This window comes from Kineothrix sp. IPX-CK (assembly GCF_039134705.1).
Taxonomy (GTDB): domain Bacteria; phylum Bacillota; class Clostridia; order Lachnospirales; family Lachnospiraceae; genus Kineothrix; species Kineothrix sedimenti.
In genome coordinates this window covers 1,509,248-1,523,584 of record NZ_CP146256.1, presented here as the reverse complement: position 1 = coordinate 1,523,584, position 14,337 = coordinate 1,509,248, and the positions used below count along the sequence as shown (strand labels likewise).

Below are 14,337 nucleotides of genomic sequence, written 5' to 3'. Positions count from 1 at the left end.
TCTTCTCCCTATTCATATTTTGTTCCATATCCGAACGCACCGGAACATTCGCAGATTTTTGATGCGAATGCTGCAGCCTCCGCAAGACTTGTACGAATTGCTTCCGACTGCTCCATTCCCTTTTTCAGCTTATCAGCATAACCGATTGTAAATGATGCAATCAAGGAATCTCCTGCGCCCATGGTATCCACTACTTTTACAATTGGAACTGCTGCTTGCACGTAGTATTCATTTCCATCGTAGAGAATACATCCCTTCGATCCGCGTGAAGCTGCTGCAAGCGTGGCACCGCCTTCTGTCATCATCTTAAGATGTTCCTTCACTGCTTCATCGCATCCGTCAAAAGAGCAGAACGCATAGTCAACATATGGAATGATTTTTTTATAATATTCGTCCGTGGAATCATCCGAAAAATCAAAAGAAATCTTCACGCCCGCGTCTTTTATTTTAGGAAGCTCTTCTTCTGTGAAACAGTAATTTCCACTATGAACAAAATCAAACTGTTTGATATATTCCAGATCAAAACGATCTAAGATAAATGGAGTTTTTCCTCTGATACCCCCATCATTCCAATCAACAAAAACACGCTCACCATTCTCCAGATCAATCTTAGACCAGCCGTTTTCGCCTTCCAGTTGTTTACATTTTACAGTTTCAATGTTCAGATCATCCAATGCCTTGATGACCCATTCCGCTTTTTCATCATTTCCGAAATATCCCATATACGCGGACTTTTCAACTCCGAAGATTGTGGCATATGCGCATAAATTTACACAGTTACCCCCTGGATACATAGTCTTGGTATGCTCATACATATCTACTACATTATCACCAAAACCTAATACTTTTATATTGTGTTCCGCCATCATTCTTTCTCCTTTATCCATACTATTTTAGTATTCAACAACACCCATATATCTTCTCATATCCAATGGATGTTTTCTCTTATCTTGTAATCCCGTGCGGTAAGCAACGCTCATGGCATAAAATAACATCGGGCAAAAATACTCATTTACGCTTTCATCAATTTTTTCAATTCCAAGCTCTTTCGCATCAATAATTTCGTACTTTTTCCCATATTTTTCCATAAAAACAAGTGCACGCTCATCCATAACTCTTGCTTTCCCCGTACCCATAAGGAGAATATAAAGATGGTCTTCGTCTGTACACTCAAACGGCCCGTGGAAATATTCTCCGGAATTCAAGTAGCAGCAATCCATCCACTGCATTTCCTGTAAGGAACAAATCGAGAAACCATATGCCTGCGAGTAGGAAGCTCCGGATGCCATGATGTAAAGAAAAGGCTCATTAAAATATTTTTCTGCAAAAATCCACGTACGGTTCTGCACTTTTTTTACTGCCGCGCGAACCATATCATCTGCTTTTTCAAGTCCGTCTAAAATTGCTTCATATTTTCCGTAATTCGGTTCCTGCATCTTTAATAATTCATTTAGCACACGTAATACAATACCTTGTGGTCTTGCGTTTTCATTTGTATCGTCTTTCCATGAATATATGATAGAATTAAATTCTTCTTGGGCACATATGGAATCCGGATTATGCGTCATCGTAATGACAGACGCGCCTTTTTCCATCGCAAACCTTGCCGCTTCTACCACTTCCTTTGTATTACCGCCATGAGAACAAAGAATAACCAAAGCACCACTTTTTAAAAATTTTGACGGTGATGTCACTAATTCTCTCGCATTTAGCCAATGAGAATGCATGGTTTCTGATTCTGCATTCACAAAGTAATATCCGGAATATAAATCTACCAGAGAACCTCCGCATGCTGTTAAAAACACATCATTTATTTTTCCTTTTTCCTCATATATTTTTTTGATTAATTCTTCTGGTGTTCTCATTCTTTCTTCTCCCTTTTTTCTCCCAATTCTAAAATCTATTATCATTTTTTATTAAGCCATATTTGCTGATATTACACAGAATATTAATGCAACAACGGTAAGCAGTAAAAATAACTTCCAGATTGTTTTCCACCACTTTCCAAATGAAATTCTGCATACGGCAAGTCCTGCCACGGTTGTTCCTGCCACCGGGCTCATTATATTGGTCAACTGATTTGCATACTGCAAAACGGTAACTGCTCCTTCCGGATTGGCTCCTTGTAAGTCACACAAGGAAGACATAATAGGCATTGTTAAAGCTGCCAGACCGGAAGAAGATGGTACCAAAAATGTTAATAATGACTGAACAATGTACATTACTATAATAAAGAATGCATTGCTGGTTCCTTCTAAAATGTTACTTAAAGAATTTAATACCGTATCAATGATCATTCCGTCAGAAGCGACTACCATAATTCCGCTGCAGAGTCCGATTACCATTGCTGCAAAGGAAATGTCCTTCACTCCATTAATAAATTCGTCCGCAATTTCATTTTCCTTTAATCCCCCGAATATACCAATCAGAAGTCCCATTCCCATGAAACACATGGAAAGTTCATTCATATACCACCCAAATTTAACAAGGCCAAATACAACTAAAATCATTCCAAGTATAAATACTGTTATTACTAATTTCTGTCGTTTCGTCATTTCGGCATCATTATCCTGAATATGCATCTCTTTTCTCTTTTTTAGATCTTCTTCATAGACGATAGAGCTTTCAGGATTTTTTCTCACTTTCATTGCACGGATTGTTACAAATGCGATAATGATTGCCATCATAATAAACCATTGAATCATACGGAATATTAACTGTGGATTACCCTGAATACCCGAAATCCCCTGTGCTACCAGAACATTGAATGGATTAATCGTCGATGCCGCATAACCGATAGAAGCACTTAAACAAACAGTCATAAATGTTGTCATTGAATCGTAACCCATGGAAAACATAATCGGCATAATCAGCAGATAAAAAGGCACCAGTTCATCCGACATACCAAAGGTTGTTCCTCCTAATCCAAACAATAACATTAGGATTGGAATAATCATAACTTCTTTATTTCCAAGCTTTTTAACAACTTTTCTGATTCCCATATTCAAGGCATTTGTTTTTGCCATAATTTGAAACACACCACCAATAACGAATACAAAAGCAATTACTTCTATTGCAGATTGAATTCCTCTTGCGGGCGCCATTAATACTGCGGCAATTCCTTGTCTTAAACTTGTCCCATCCTCTGCTACTTTCGAAACCTGTTGATAAGTTCCTGCAACTACTACATTTCTTTCCCCTGTAGATGTTTCTACGATCTGTCTTTGAAATTCACCGCTTGGAATGAGCCAAGTCATAATTGCAACAACTACAATTAACATAAAAATCAATGTACATGCATGCGGCATGCGAATTCTTTTCTTTTTCTCTCCCATAACTTTATCCACCTTCTATATTTTTTCAAAAACTACTTTTCCGTCCATAATGGTCATAACTACTTTTGCATTTCTTACTGTTTTAATATCTGCTTGTAAAAGATTTCTATCAAAAACAGCGAAATCAGCTATTTTACCTTCTTCGATTGTACCTAATGCATCATCCATTCCAAGGCTTTTCTGTCCCCCTATCGTCCATGCCTTTAATTGTTCCGGAATAGATATCGTATTCTCTTTTTGGAATGGTTCATCTCTTCCATCCATATATCCTCCGGAAGAGTAGAAAATTCCTTCCGGAACATCCGTAATCATCAATGGCAAATCGGTAGCACCGCATAAGGTAATACCGGCATCCTGCATGTTCCTGCGGTTCCAGTATCTTCTTCCCCGTTCCTTGCCAATTGTCTTGTTCATATTTTCTAATAAGACATTTGCGGGGTCCAGTGACATGATTTGGAAATAAATTTCTCCTACTGCGCCTATCTTGCCCAGTCTCTTCAGATCATTCGGATGTGTAAATTCCATATCGGTCAATCCATGTTTGTTTTTCAGCTTGCCGTCTTCCATTTGACATTTTTCATAGATATCCGCAATATGCCCAACCGCTCCATCGCCTTGCGCATGTAGTGTCCACCGAAAGCCTTCCCGGTCCGCGGCCAGTACATCATCTTCGATTTCACTCCATGGAATTTCCAAATTGCAAGAAAAGCTTTCGTTTTCATAGGGTTCCTTTAGTTCTCCCTTATAAGATGCTATTGTTCCATCCGTCATACGGTTAAAACCACTAAATCTTATTTTTTCACCGGTAAACATCTTTCTCATCCTTTTTGCGTATTTGAGGTTCATAGGTACACCCACCGGCTGAGACATAAAAAATGTTCGTAACGTAAATTTGTCTTTTCTTTCCAATTCTTTCAGATAATCGGTAAACCCGTAGAAATCATCAAATCCCATCTCTTTCACGGTTGTAACGCCTTTTTGATTCATCATACTCATATAATCCGCAAATTCGCTTTCTATAAACTCACGGTCATTTAAGTATTCTTTCATAATGCGATGGTAGCTTTCCGGATAACATGTTTCCGAGGTGAAACCATAAATTTCTTTTGCTTTCCCGTTCATGATGCAGCTTCCACGATCGGATGCAAAAATAATGACTGGTTTTTCACCATATTTTTCCTCCAACAATGTTTCACCTGCCTCTTGATCCAATCGTTCCGGATTCCATCCATGACCAAAAACAGCCCCTATCGGATTTTTTTCATTTATATATGCGGCGAGTGCGCAATTGAGTTGATCGCCTGTACTTATATCCGAAGCATCCACTCCCAAGTGAAAAATTGCATAGCCGGAAAAAAAAGTATGGGTGTCAACAATTCCCGGCATAATCATTTCATCGTTCAATGCAATAACTTTTTTCGCTCGATTGTAAATGCTTTCATCAGGCATTCCTCTTCCGATTTTCGAAATGCGATTTCCTGCAACACATATATAACCTTCAAAACATTCTTCATCCAGTCCGCTAAAAATATTGTTTGACGTAATAATTAAGTCTATTTTCATGTTCATTTCTCACCTCCCGAAATGATTATAACATCATATAACGTATTAATACAATATAACCTTTTCTGAGTCTTTTTTTTTTGTAAAAAATAAATATTTGCTTCCGTATTTTTTTGTATCATTTTCCCAAAAAAACACCCAAAAAAAGCACATTTCAATGATTAAATCACCGAAAATGTGCTCTATTCTATCTTTTTGTATTGCCCTATATAACCTTTTAAATTGAAAGTCGATATCTACTCCCAACAATATTTTCTTTACTTATATATAATGGTTTATCATCATGATCATAGATATAACTTTCTAAAAGCATAACAGGCTCACCCACTGCAATTCGCAGATTTGTTGCTTTTTCAAAAGTTGCGGTAGCAATCTCTATTATACTTCTCCCCTTTGTAGATTTGGGAATATGATATTCCTGATTAAGCAATTGAAACAAAGATGCATTCTCAAGACGAGATACGTCAAAATTCGGAATTCTATATTGAGGTATATACACATCTTCAAAAATAAGCGGCAAATCATCCGCTGAAAGTATTCTTTGTATATGATATATTCTATTACTTTCATCCATTTGAAAAAATTCATTTTGTCCAGGAAGCATATCTGTAATTTCACACAATAAAATATGTGATGATGGTTTTCTGCCATTGGCAACACAGGTTTCCGTAAAACTCATATTATTATTCTGCTCTATCTTACGATAAATCTTTGGGGCTTCTACAAAGGTTCCTTTCCCCTGATATTTTGACAAGTATCCTTGATTGCATAATTCTTCTATCGTCCTGCGGACCGTAATCCTACTAACATCGTAACTGATTGACAAATCCTTTTCCGTTGGAATCTTGTCACCCGGTTTGTATTCTCCGCTACGAATCTTATCTCTTATTTTTACCATTAATTGTTGATATAATGGCTGCTGTATATTTTTATTAAGCTCCATATGATTCCTCTCATCTTATAACCAATTCTTATTATCCATTGTGTTTGCTTGACGATAATTTCACGCTTAACTTTATTATTTCAGTATATCACAGAGATATTTTTTCGTAAATTAACTTTGCTTCCTGTACAGGATCTGTAGCATTAGTGATTCCTCCACCCACTATCAATACATCAGGATTTAAGGCTGCGTACGCCGGAACAGTCTCTAGTGAAATTCCTCCTGCGACAGATATTTCAGCACTTTTACTGTATGTCTTCATGACTTTTAAATCATCCATCGGTGTTCTTCCCCTTTTTTGCTGATCCACACCAGTATGTACCGCGATTCCATGTACACCAATCGCTTCTAATTGCTCGATCTTCTCCGGGATATGTTCTACGCAAATCATATCGGCTACAATTTCTTTTCCATATTTATTTGCTGTTTCAACACAGGCATTTATCGTTGCAATATCTGTAACCGCCAGAACAGTGACATAATCGGCTCCGGCTTTAAATGCCGCAGCTGATTCTAATTCTCCTGCATCCATTATCTTGGTATCTGCAAGGATTCTCTTATCTGGAAATTTCGCGCGGAATTGCCTTACTGCTTCCAGCCCGTATTCAAGAACAAACGGTGTACCAATTTCAATGATATCTACATATTCTTTCAATTTTTCTGCAAGACCGAGAGCCTCATCTAAGTTGAAAATATCTAATGCCAATTGCAATTTCATTCCTTAGGTCTCCTTTATTTTATGTGGATATTGTATCTTCCACAAATGTCTTCCTATTCCAAGTTAGCATGTCTTATAAACATATTGTCTGAATCATTATGTCTTTTTTCCATTAATCTCAGAATCACTGCATCTAAGAACAATAAACAGCTTTGCTCAAATAATGATCCCATCGGCTGTATGGAAGTAAGACCCGCATCAACTTCAACCTTTGGCGTTGGTGCTGGAATCTCAACTGCCACTTCTGCCAGCGATCCTATTGTTCCATTCGGACAAATCGTAACTGTCGCAATCGGAGCCCCAATTATTTGGGCTTTCTGCGCCATATTTACAAGACTTCCGGTTTCACCGGAACCGGATGCCACAATAAACAAGTCATCCTTTTCTAAATTTGGTGTTACCGTTTCACCGCAAACATATGCGTCAAAACCCATATGCATTAAGCGCATGGCAAAAGCTTTTGCCACAAAACCAGAGCGTCCCGCTCCTGCCACAAGAATTTTTTTTGCATCTAAAATCATATTGACCAGTTTCTCACCATCTTTACTGGATACTTTCTCTAATGTAGCTGTTAACTCCTGTGTGATTACCTTTGCATACTCAGTTGTGTTCATAACTATTCCTACTCCTTTAAATATCCGTGCAATAATATTGGCATCTGTCCCCAATAATTGAGCATATAATAAGCTCTTCTGAAAAATCAGTTTCATAAAGCACCTTTTTAACATATTCCATACATAATTCTAATATTCTCATACTGTTCTCAAATACATTTTTCCTGACAGTACTTCTAAGCGCATTATTATTTATTTTATAACGACAGGTATTCTCTGTCAACCAGCCCGCCAGCTCTCAAGTAAATTAAAAAAAGTACAATATCAATTAAATAATACTGTACCTTTTTCTTTATATTTTTTAATTCCCAGCCACTTACATGTTTTGATTCACTAACCATTTATACTTCAAATCTATTCAATGCCTCATCAAGATTCTTAGAATAACTGTTTAGCGTCATTATCATATCATTTAAATCTTCAAGTGACGACAACTGTACTTGAGTGGAAGCGGAAACCGCTTCAGAAGATGCGGCTGCCAATCTGTTTGGGCATATCAGGTACAGATTTGTTTCATGACCAGCCTATTTCATAATTTTCTTTTGATGCATACTCATAATCATAGATAATAGATGTAACTACATCCTTCGCCAATGATCTTGCTGTATTTTTAAGAATCCCGTCCCTTACCTTCTTGTGCTGAACCGGCATATACTGATATAACATATTTAGCGGAATTTCCACCATATCAAGATTATGAAAAAGCAGTTCTATCGATTCAGTAACTTCTTTTTCTCCTAAATAGTAACGGCATCTATCAGAAAAACTGTACTTTCTTGCCAATTTCAGATATTTCTCTGATCCATGATAATGTTTTTTCCAGTTATCCGGTTTTTCCAGCATTACTTTTTCCAATACTTGGATAAACCCAGAGCACTTGCATTCTTCATCTATCAGTTCTTCTTCCATTTTATTCAAGGCAAACAGTGCTTCCCGAAGTGCAAATGTAAGTGCCGGACCTACTTTTAAAATTCCAACACCGTCTTCCACCATTTCACGCAAAGCTTTTGCACTCTGATAGTCGGTGGAGTGTCCTTCAAATACAAGACTATTATATTTTTTCAATGCCATACATAACTCTCTTGCCTTCATTCGATCATATTTACAAATTGATGAATCGGAAAACTCAACACCCGGCTGTACAACAACTGCAATAATATCATCCCATGCATTTTCCAAATCATACTCCTGAAAGACATCTGTGTACGTTTCCACTGTGTCCTCAAAATCTTCCACCGTTGTGACCATTACATCTTCTTCCGCTTCCTGGCTTCCTCCCGGTATTGGCACCTCACTTCCAATGATGTATACCGGTTTCACAGCATGAGGATTCAGTTTCTTCACCTCCTTAAAAGCTTCTTCACACACTTTAAGTAACCTTGCACCACGACTTGCAATTACACGTGTCGGCAATTTTTCTTCTTTTGGATCATCGCCTAATTTCATGCTGGTATCCAAATGTATTTTGGTAAATCCGGCTTTTACATAAGAGGCCACCAATACTTCCGCCTTTTTCATCGCTGTTTCCTCTGTTTCGCGGCACCATGTCAAAGGACCCAAATGATCTCCTCCCAATATAATTTTGGCTTCATCAAAACCGATGCGGTGCGCTATCGCGAGAACCATCCTTACAAAATCAGGCGGCTTCATTCCCGTATACCCCCCGAATTGGTTTACCTGATTCGCGGTCGCCTCAATCAGAGCAATATCATCATGTCTTAATGCTTCCTCCAGCACAGCTTCAATAACCAGTTCATTTGCAGTGCAATATGACGGCACCGCACAATGAATTCCTCTTTTCCGTTTTTCTATCATTGCCTTTAATGGATGCTGCATAGTTTCTCCTCTCTAATCATCTCCATGATACCAGGATCAAAAGGGTATCAGGGGGTAAAATACCTTATGACCCCTATACATAATTATGTATGGTCACACCTTTAACAACGCGGTTAACAGTGCCGTCCGGGCTCGGATTATCCGGTGTAATTCCCAATTCAAGCGAATTAAAAAATCCTAATAGTTGTCCATATAGCAAATAGTTAAAGCATGCATAATTATCCGGTATTTGTTTTCCCGCTACCGTAATATAGGTATCACATGTATTTATTAACGACCTTTCATCTTTATAAGAAAAAACCGTAAGCCTGTGATTTCCGTTATCATGGTGAATTTCCCGAATCAAATCTTTACAATAAAGATTCGTGTAATCATTTTGTGACATCAACACTATAATATTAGTCTTATCATCCATAAATGTTTTAGGTCCATGGCGAAATCCCAGAATAGATTCCTGTATTGTAGCTATTCTTCCGTTTGTTAATTCCATATTTTTTAATGCTAGTTCCTGAATCAATCCATGGAAGCAACCTGCTCCCAGATATACTAATCTTTGCACAGGATATGTACTAAGATTTTTTATTTCCTGCCATTGATTCTCCAATATTTCTTTTCCTTGCTCTATTATGATATCGATATATTTTTTATTTTCTTTGAGATGATCAATGTCAAAAAACAGAAGTGCTGCAAGCATCATACATGATAAGGAACTGGTCATGGCAAATCCTTTGTCATTCGTTTTATCCGGAAGAAGAAAAACAAAATTGTCTTTTTCCATTTCTGCCTGTTTTGCAAGTTCGCCTTCTTTATTGCATGTGATAATCACCTGCACAATGTCTTTTACATGATCCTGAAACGAGTTATACGCCCCCACGCTTTCAGGGCTGTTTCCTGAACGTGCAAAAGATACCAAAACAGTCTTTGTATCCGCTTCCACATATTCTTCAGGATTAGACACAATATCCGTAGTCGCTATTGCTTCCATACGTACATTCATTTTATGGGATAGGTAATTTACAATCGTATCTCCGATATAATCTGAAGATCCTGCACCAGTAAAAATAACTTTTGCATCTTTTGTTACATGCTTTTTTAGAAAACTCCTGATATTTGTTTCATTTTGTACAATCAACCGGTATGTCTCACTCCATAATTCAGGCTGCTGCATAATTTCACTTGCTGTACATAATGCATTTAACTTCTCTAATTCTTTCTTTTCATATCCGAATATCATACTTTATTCTCCTTTATTTATATCTTCTATTTAACAGTATCTGTATTTTTACTTCTATAAAATATCAAAATTCGTTTCTATCACTTTTCTGATAAATGCACTGCATGGTTCTTTCTTATCTGCATAGTATTTAGCCAATAATCCGGCACCAACCCAGGGACTTCCCTGAGATTCTACTATCGTAATATTGAGATCAGATAAATATTTCTTTAATGGAGTCACAACAAGTTCTCCTGTTTTAAAGATTCCTCCCGAAAAAGAAACAGGGCATTTTTCATGAAATTGCAATCGAATATAAAGAGTTCTTATTATCATTGCCAATTCTTTTGCTGCATCATCATATGCCTGAATCGCCGATTGGTCGCCCTGCTTAGCTGCTTCCAACAATAGTTTCTGCAAGAAAGCGATTTTGCTCCGATAGGGCTGATAATCTTTCTCAAACAAATCTATTATTTCCTTATCCTCCGTGAGACTGAAATATTCTTTTACTATTTCATATAGCGGTCCCTTCTTCAGACGTTCGTCGGCCTGCTTAGAGAATAATTCCAGGCATTTGACACCCAGCCACCTGCCGGAACCTTCATCGGAAAAATATTCACTCCATCCGCCGGCGCTCAAAAAATCGCCTTGTATGTTTTTACCAAATCCTATTGTTCCTGTTCCGGCAACCAGATTAATTCCAGGCTCCAATAACAAGGAGCCTGCCCATGCCACTTCACAGTCATTAACCAATTTTATATGATATTTTTCCAGCCTTCTTTTAATGAGTGATTCCATTAGTTCATCATTTGCCCGCGATTCTCCGTATGTCGGCATCCCAAAGCATGTCCAGATATTTTCATTTTGTGAGACATCAGCTTCCTTTAATAACTGAAAAATACCTTTTTCTAAAAGAGCAACAACTCCATCCATTCCAATTTGTTTATAGGAAGCGCTTCCGTCTTTATATGCAGTAAGAACCGTCCCCTCCTCATTTAATAAACAAAAAATGGTTTTCGTTCCCCCGCCATCTATTCCTATATAATATGTCATTCCCAATCTCCTATTTTGAGTTACTTCATTCCTGTCATCGATATTCCTTTAATGAATTGTTTCTGGAATATAATAAATACAATAGAGGACGGAATCATAATCAATGCTGATGCTGCCATCGTAGCCGACAGATCTGCCATGTGCTGGGATGAAAAATAAGACAAAGCAAGTGGTAATGTCATCTTTTCTACACTATTTAATAAAATCAACGGATTTAAATAGTCATTCCATCTTTCAAGAAATGTAAAAATCGATAATGCACCCAATGCAGGCTTGATCTGGGGCAATATCATACGAAAAAATATTTTCATATCGCCGGCTCCGTCAATTTTAGCGCTTTCAATTAATTCCTTTGGCAATTCATCACAAAATTGTTTACATAAATAAATTCCAAAAGCATTTATGAAAGTAGGAATAATCAATGATAAAATGGAATTATATAATTTCAGCTGATTCATCAATAAAAACTTAGGTATCATGGTCGTCTGTTCCGGAACCATCATTGTCGCAAGAAGAATCATAAATAAAATATTCTTACCTTTAAAATTGAATTTAGAGAAAATATATCCTACCAATGCACTTGTAAAAACAATTACAATCACATCCGTTATTGTAACAACCAACGAATTCCTAAGCCAAATAAAAAACGGGGAATTAAATAAAACTGTTTCGTATCCCATTACTGTAAATTCAGCCGGAAGTATGTGCTTTGGATTCATTAATAATTCTTTTGTACCTTTAAAGGAATTACTGAGCATCCAAAAATAGGGAATTAAAAAAATTACAGTTACAATAGATAAGCCTAGCAATATGAGCACTTTGCCAATTTGTTTATTCGTTATCTTCTTCATAATCAATACTCCCAATCTACTCTGTTTAATCGTTGCTGCACAAGTGTGATTATCATAATGATTGCGAAAAGTGCCATAGATATTGCAGAAGCATACCCCAGATTCTTGTATTCAAATGCTGTTTTATAGATATAACTTGTAAGTACAAGCCCCGCATTTTGAGGTGAGGATTTCGCAACCATTTCCGAAAACTGTGCAAACATATTAAAATGAGAAATTAAAGTCATAATAATAACAAAGGCAAATGTCCTTCCCAACAATGGAAGTGTAATCCGGAAAAATCTTTGAAATGAATTTGCTCCGTCAATCTTACATGCTTCATAAAATTCAGCAGGTATCCCATCCAAACCGGCCGAAAAGAGGATTATATTATATCCGATATCCGCCCATAACGTGAAGATTATAATAGAACCTAATATTGTATGAGGATCTCCCAGCCAGTTTGCACCTAAACTTCCAAATAAATTAAAAAATATATTTAGCAAGCCATTTCTGACAGAATAAATACTTCTGGCCCAGACCACGCTCGTAGCAACCATTGGAGCAATACAAGGCAAGAAAAAGACCATTCTAAAAAAGCTTCTTGTCTTATTTGAACGGAAAGTAGTAATTAACTGTGCCAGTGTCAGCGAAAGAATCATATTAGCCGTTACGGTAATCAATACAAATAGCAATGTATTCGTAAGTGCCTGAAGGAACGCGGCGTCAGAAAATAATATCCGGTAATTATCAAACATAATAAATGTATTATCTTCACGCAATGGATTGTAATCCATAAAAGATATGATAAAGCCGCCCACAATGGGTAAAATTATGAAAATACCCACTTGAAGAAATACGGGAATTAGTACGATTAATACAATTTTATTATTTTTCATCTATGCTTTTTCTCCTAATTAGATCCCACCTTTATTTCAAACTTGCATTTATATTATCCTGTGCATTCTGTAATGCCTCTTCACTTGTTGCTATTATTCCTGTACAATAATCTACAAAGGCATTATTAATAGATTCCTTAAATACATCTGTATTAAAATATCCTATAAATTGAGCCTTACCAAGAATTCCTACGATCGGTTTCATATATGGCATTTTTTCAATAAATTCCTGGCTTTGTGCTATAGATTTTTTTGGCGGTATCTGAGAGCATTGGATATTATGCTGTAACAGAACATCATCCCGGAAAAAATACTCTAAAAATTTAAAGGCTGCCTCCTTTTGTTTACTGTTACTGCTTACAGCCAGTGACCATCCTGTTTCTGCTGCAAATGCTGTATTGTCTCCATACCATGGCATCTCCACATAATCAAATTCTTTCCCATATTCAACATGAAAAGCACTGATTCCATCCGCTACCGACCAAGGTCCTCTTGGAACAAATAAGTTGGTTCCGGTAAATACCTGCTGATACCCCTCAATATCACTTTTGCTGGTAAGCCCTTCCAAATCAGCAACCTTATCTGTTACAATTAATTTATGTAATTCCTCAAATGCATCTTTAGCTTCCGGTGTATTAAAATTAACTGTTCCATCTTCAGCCAGATACTGACCGCCCTTTGAAAGAATCATGGATGTAAGCAGGTAAGTTACGGAATCCCAATTGGCAAAGTCAAATCCCTTAATAGCAAACATATCTCCTTCACGTACCGTAGCCGTTTTTGCTTCCTCAACCAATTCCTCCCAGCTCGTAGGAATCTTAAGATTATTTTCCTGCAGTATTGCATTATTTACTAACATTCCGCCCGATTCATTATTAAACTCCATTGGCATTCCATACAGTTTCCCCATATATTCCAGAGCACCCGTTGTCGGAGCATAGGTGTCATCCAAAATTTCCTTAGTCATAACTTCGGGAATCTCAGCTAAAGCGCCCGTCGGTGCAAAGTCTATGGCCCAGCCCCCCCATAATTCATAGATATCGCAGCCACTATCTTGAGAAATTAAAGATGTCTGAACCTTTGATTCAAACGTATCATATGGGAAAAATTCCAATTTAATCTCGATATCCGGATTTTCTTTCATAAACTGTTCTGCAATTGTCTCATATGATTTGTTCCAGGATTCCTCCTGGTGCCCCCAAAAAGTCAGTACCGTTTTCTCACTACCCGCTGCTACACTTTCTTCATTTTTGCTGGAACATCCGGCCAGACTCAGTACCATTACTACCACCAATAAACTACATAATAATTTGCGCATACCTACCTCCTGAAT

General features: G+C 37.3%; 13 protein-coding genes. All 13 read right to left on the bottom strand.

Features of this window, described 5'->3' with window-relative positions; all coding sequences use genetic code 11:
* Positions 1–8: 8 nt before the first annotated feature.
* A complete protein-coding gene (locus tag V6984_RS07150) occupies positions 9–869 on the bottom strand; it encodes a PfkB family carbohydrate kinase (protein ID WP_342759094.1) in 861 nt (286 codons plus the stop codon).
* A 24-nt stretch (positions 870–893) separates the two neighbouring features.
* Positions 894–1,865 carry an SIS domain-containing protein gene (locus V6984_RS07145; RefSeq protein ID WP_342759093.1) on the bottom strand — a complete coding sequence of 324 codons (972 nt, stop codon included), beginning with the start codon at positions 1,863–1,865 and terminating at the stop codon, positions 894–896.
* A gap of 51 nt (positions 1,866–1,916) precedes the next feature.
* The gene (locus tag V6984_RS07140; RefSeq protein ID WP_342759092.1) at positions 1,917–3,335 is read right to left on the bottom strand and encodes a YfcC family protein; all 1,419 of its coding nucleotides are present in this window, start codon (positions 3,333–3,335) and stop codon (positions 1,917–1,919) included.
* A 15-nt stretch (positions 3,336–3,350) separates the two neighbouring features.
* A complete protein-coding gene (locus V6984_RS07135; RefSeq protein WP_342759091.1) occupies positions 3,351–4,904 on the bottom strand; it encodes an amidohydrolase in 1,554 nt (517 codons plus the stop codon).
* Between the two features lie 211 nt (positions 4,905–5,115).
* Positions 5,116–5,841, bottom strand: coding sequence for a GntR family transcriptional regulator (locus V6984_RS07130; RefSeq protein ID WP_342759090.1), 726 nt, complete (start codon positions 5,839–5,841; stop codon positions 5,116–5,118).
* A gap of 88 nt (positions 5,842–5,929) precedes the next feature.
* Positions 5,930–6,559, bottom strand: a complete 630-nt coding sequence (gene hxlA / locus V6984_RS07125; protein WP_342759089.1) for a 3-hexulose-6-phosphate synthase — start codon at positions 6,557–6,559, stop codon at positions 5,930–5,932.
* A 53-nt stretch (positions 6,560–6,612) separates the two neighbouring features.
* The gene (gene hxlB, locus V6984_RS07120) at positions 6,613–7,269 is read right to left on the bottom strand and encodes a 6-phospho-3-hexuloisomerase (RefSeq protein ID WP_342759088.1); all 657 of its coding nucleotides are present in this window, start codon (positions 7,267–7,269) and stop codon (positions 6,613–6,615) included.
* A 417-nt stretch (positions 7,270–7,686) separates the two neighbouring features.
* The gene (locus tag V6984_RS07115; protein WP_342759087.1) at positions 7,687–9,009 is read right to left on the bottom strand and encodes a class II D-tagatose-bisphosphate aldolase, non-catalytic subunit; all 1,323 of its coding nucleotides are present in this window, start codon (positions 9,007–9,009) and stop codon (positions 7,687–7,689) included.
* 73 nt (positions 9,010–9,082) lie between these two features.
* The gene (locus tag V6984_RS07110) at positions 9,083–10,243 is read right to left on the bottom strand and encodes an SIS domain-containing protein (RefSeq protein WP_342759086.1); all 1,161 of its coding nucleotides are present in this window, start codon (positions 10,241–10,243) and stop codon (positions 9,083–9,085) included.
* A 54-nt stretch (positions 10,244–10,297) separates the two neighbouring features.
* Positions 10,298–11,275, bottom strand: a complete 978-nt coding sequence (locus V6984_RS07105; RefSeq protein ID WP_342759085.1) for an N-acetylglucosamine kinase — start codon at positions 11,273–11,275, stop codon at positions 10,298–10,300.
* Positions 11,276–11,295: 20 nt separating this feature from the next.
* Positions 11,296–12,126, bottom strand: coding sequence for a carbohydrate ABC transporter permease (locus V6984_RS07100; protein WP_342759084.1), 831 nt, complete (start codon positions 12,124–12,126; stop codon positions 11,296–11,298).
* A 2-nt stretch (positions 12,127–12,128) separates the two neighbouring features.
* Positions 12,129–13,004, bottom strand: a complete 876-nt coding sequence (locus V6984_RS07095) for a sugar ABC transporter permease (protein ID WP_342759083.1) — start codon at positions 13,002–13,004, stop codon at positions 12,129–12,131.
* Between the two features lie 31 nt (positions 13,005–13,035).
* Entirely contained in the window at positions 13,036–14,322 is a 1,287-nt protein-coding gene (locus tag V6984_RS07090) for an extracellular solute-binding protein (protein ID WP_342759082.1), read from the bottom strand.
* Positions 14,323–14,337: the final 15 nt, after the last annotated feature.

What these genes read in the sequence shown, in the direction of transcription:
- V6984_RS07150 (WP_342759094.1), bottom strand. Translation starts at nt 869, where the DNA reads ATGATGGCGGAACACAATATAAAAGTATTAGGTTTTGGTGATAATGTA.
- V6984_RS07145 (WP_342759093.1), bottom strand. Translation starts at nt 1,865, where the DNA reads ATGAGAACACCAGAAGAATTAATCAAAAAAATATATGAGGAAAAAGGA.
- V6984_RS07140 (WP_342759092.1), bottom strand. Translation starts at nt 3,335, where the DNA reads ATGGGAGAGAAAAAGAAAAGAATTCGCATGCCGCATGCATGTACATTG.
- V6984_RS07135 (WP_342759091.1), bottom strand. Translation starts at nt 4,904, where the DNA reads ATGAACATGAAAATAGACTTAATTATTACGTCAAACAATATTTTTAGC.
- V6984_RS07130 (WP_342759090.1), bottom strand. Translation starts at nt 5,841, where the DNA reads ATGGAGCTTAATAAAAATATACAGCAGCCATTATATCAACAATTAATG.
- hxlA (WP_342759089.1), bottom strand. Translation starts at nt 6,559, where the DNA reads ATGAAATTGCAATTGGCATTAGATATTTTCAACTTAGATGAGGCTCTC.
- hxlB (WP_342759088.1), bottom strand. Translation starts at nt 7,269, where the DNA reads ATGAAACTGATTTTTCAGAAGAGCTTATTATATGCTCAATTATTGGGG.
- V6984_RS07115 (WP_342759087.1), bottom strand. Translation starts at nt 9,009, where the DNA reads ATGCAGCATCCATTAAAGGCAATGATAGAAAAACGGAAAAGAGGAATT.
- V6984_RS07110 (WP_342759086.1), bottom strand. Translation starts at nt 10,243, where the DNA reads ATGATATTCGGATATGAAAAGAAAGAATTAGAGAAGTTAAATGCATTA.
- V6984_RS07105 (WP_342759085.1), bottom strand. Translation starts at nt 11,275, where the DNA reads ATGACATATTATATAGGAATAGATGGCGGGGGAACGAAAACCATTTTT.
- V6984_RS07100 (WP_342759084.1), bottom strand. Translation starts at nt 12,126, where the DNA reads ATGAAGAAGATAACGAATAAACAAATTGGCAAAGTGCTCATATTGCTA.
- V6984_RS07095 (WP_342759083.1), bottom strand. Translation starts at nt 13,004, where the DNA reads ATGAAAAATAATAAAATTGTATTAATCGTACTAATTCCCGTATTTCTT.
- V6984_RS07090 (WP_342759082.1), bottom strand. Translation starts at nt 14,322, where the DNA reads ATGCGCAAATTATTATGTAGTTTATTGGTGGTAGTAATGGTACTGAGT.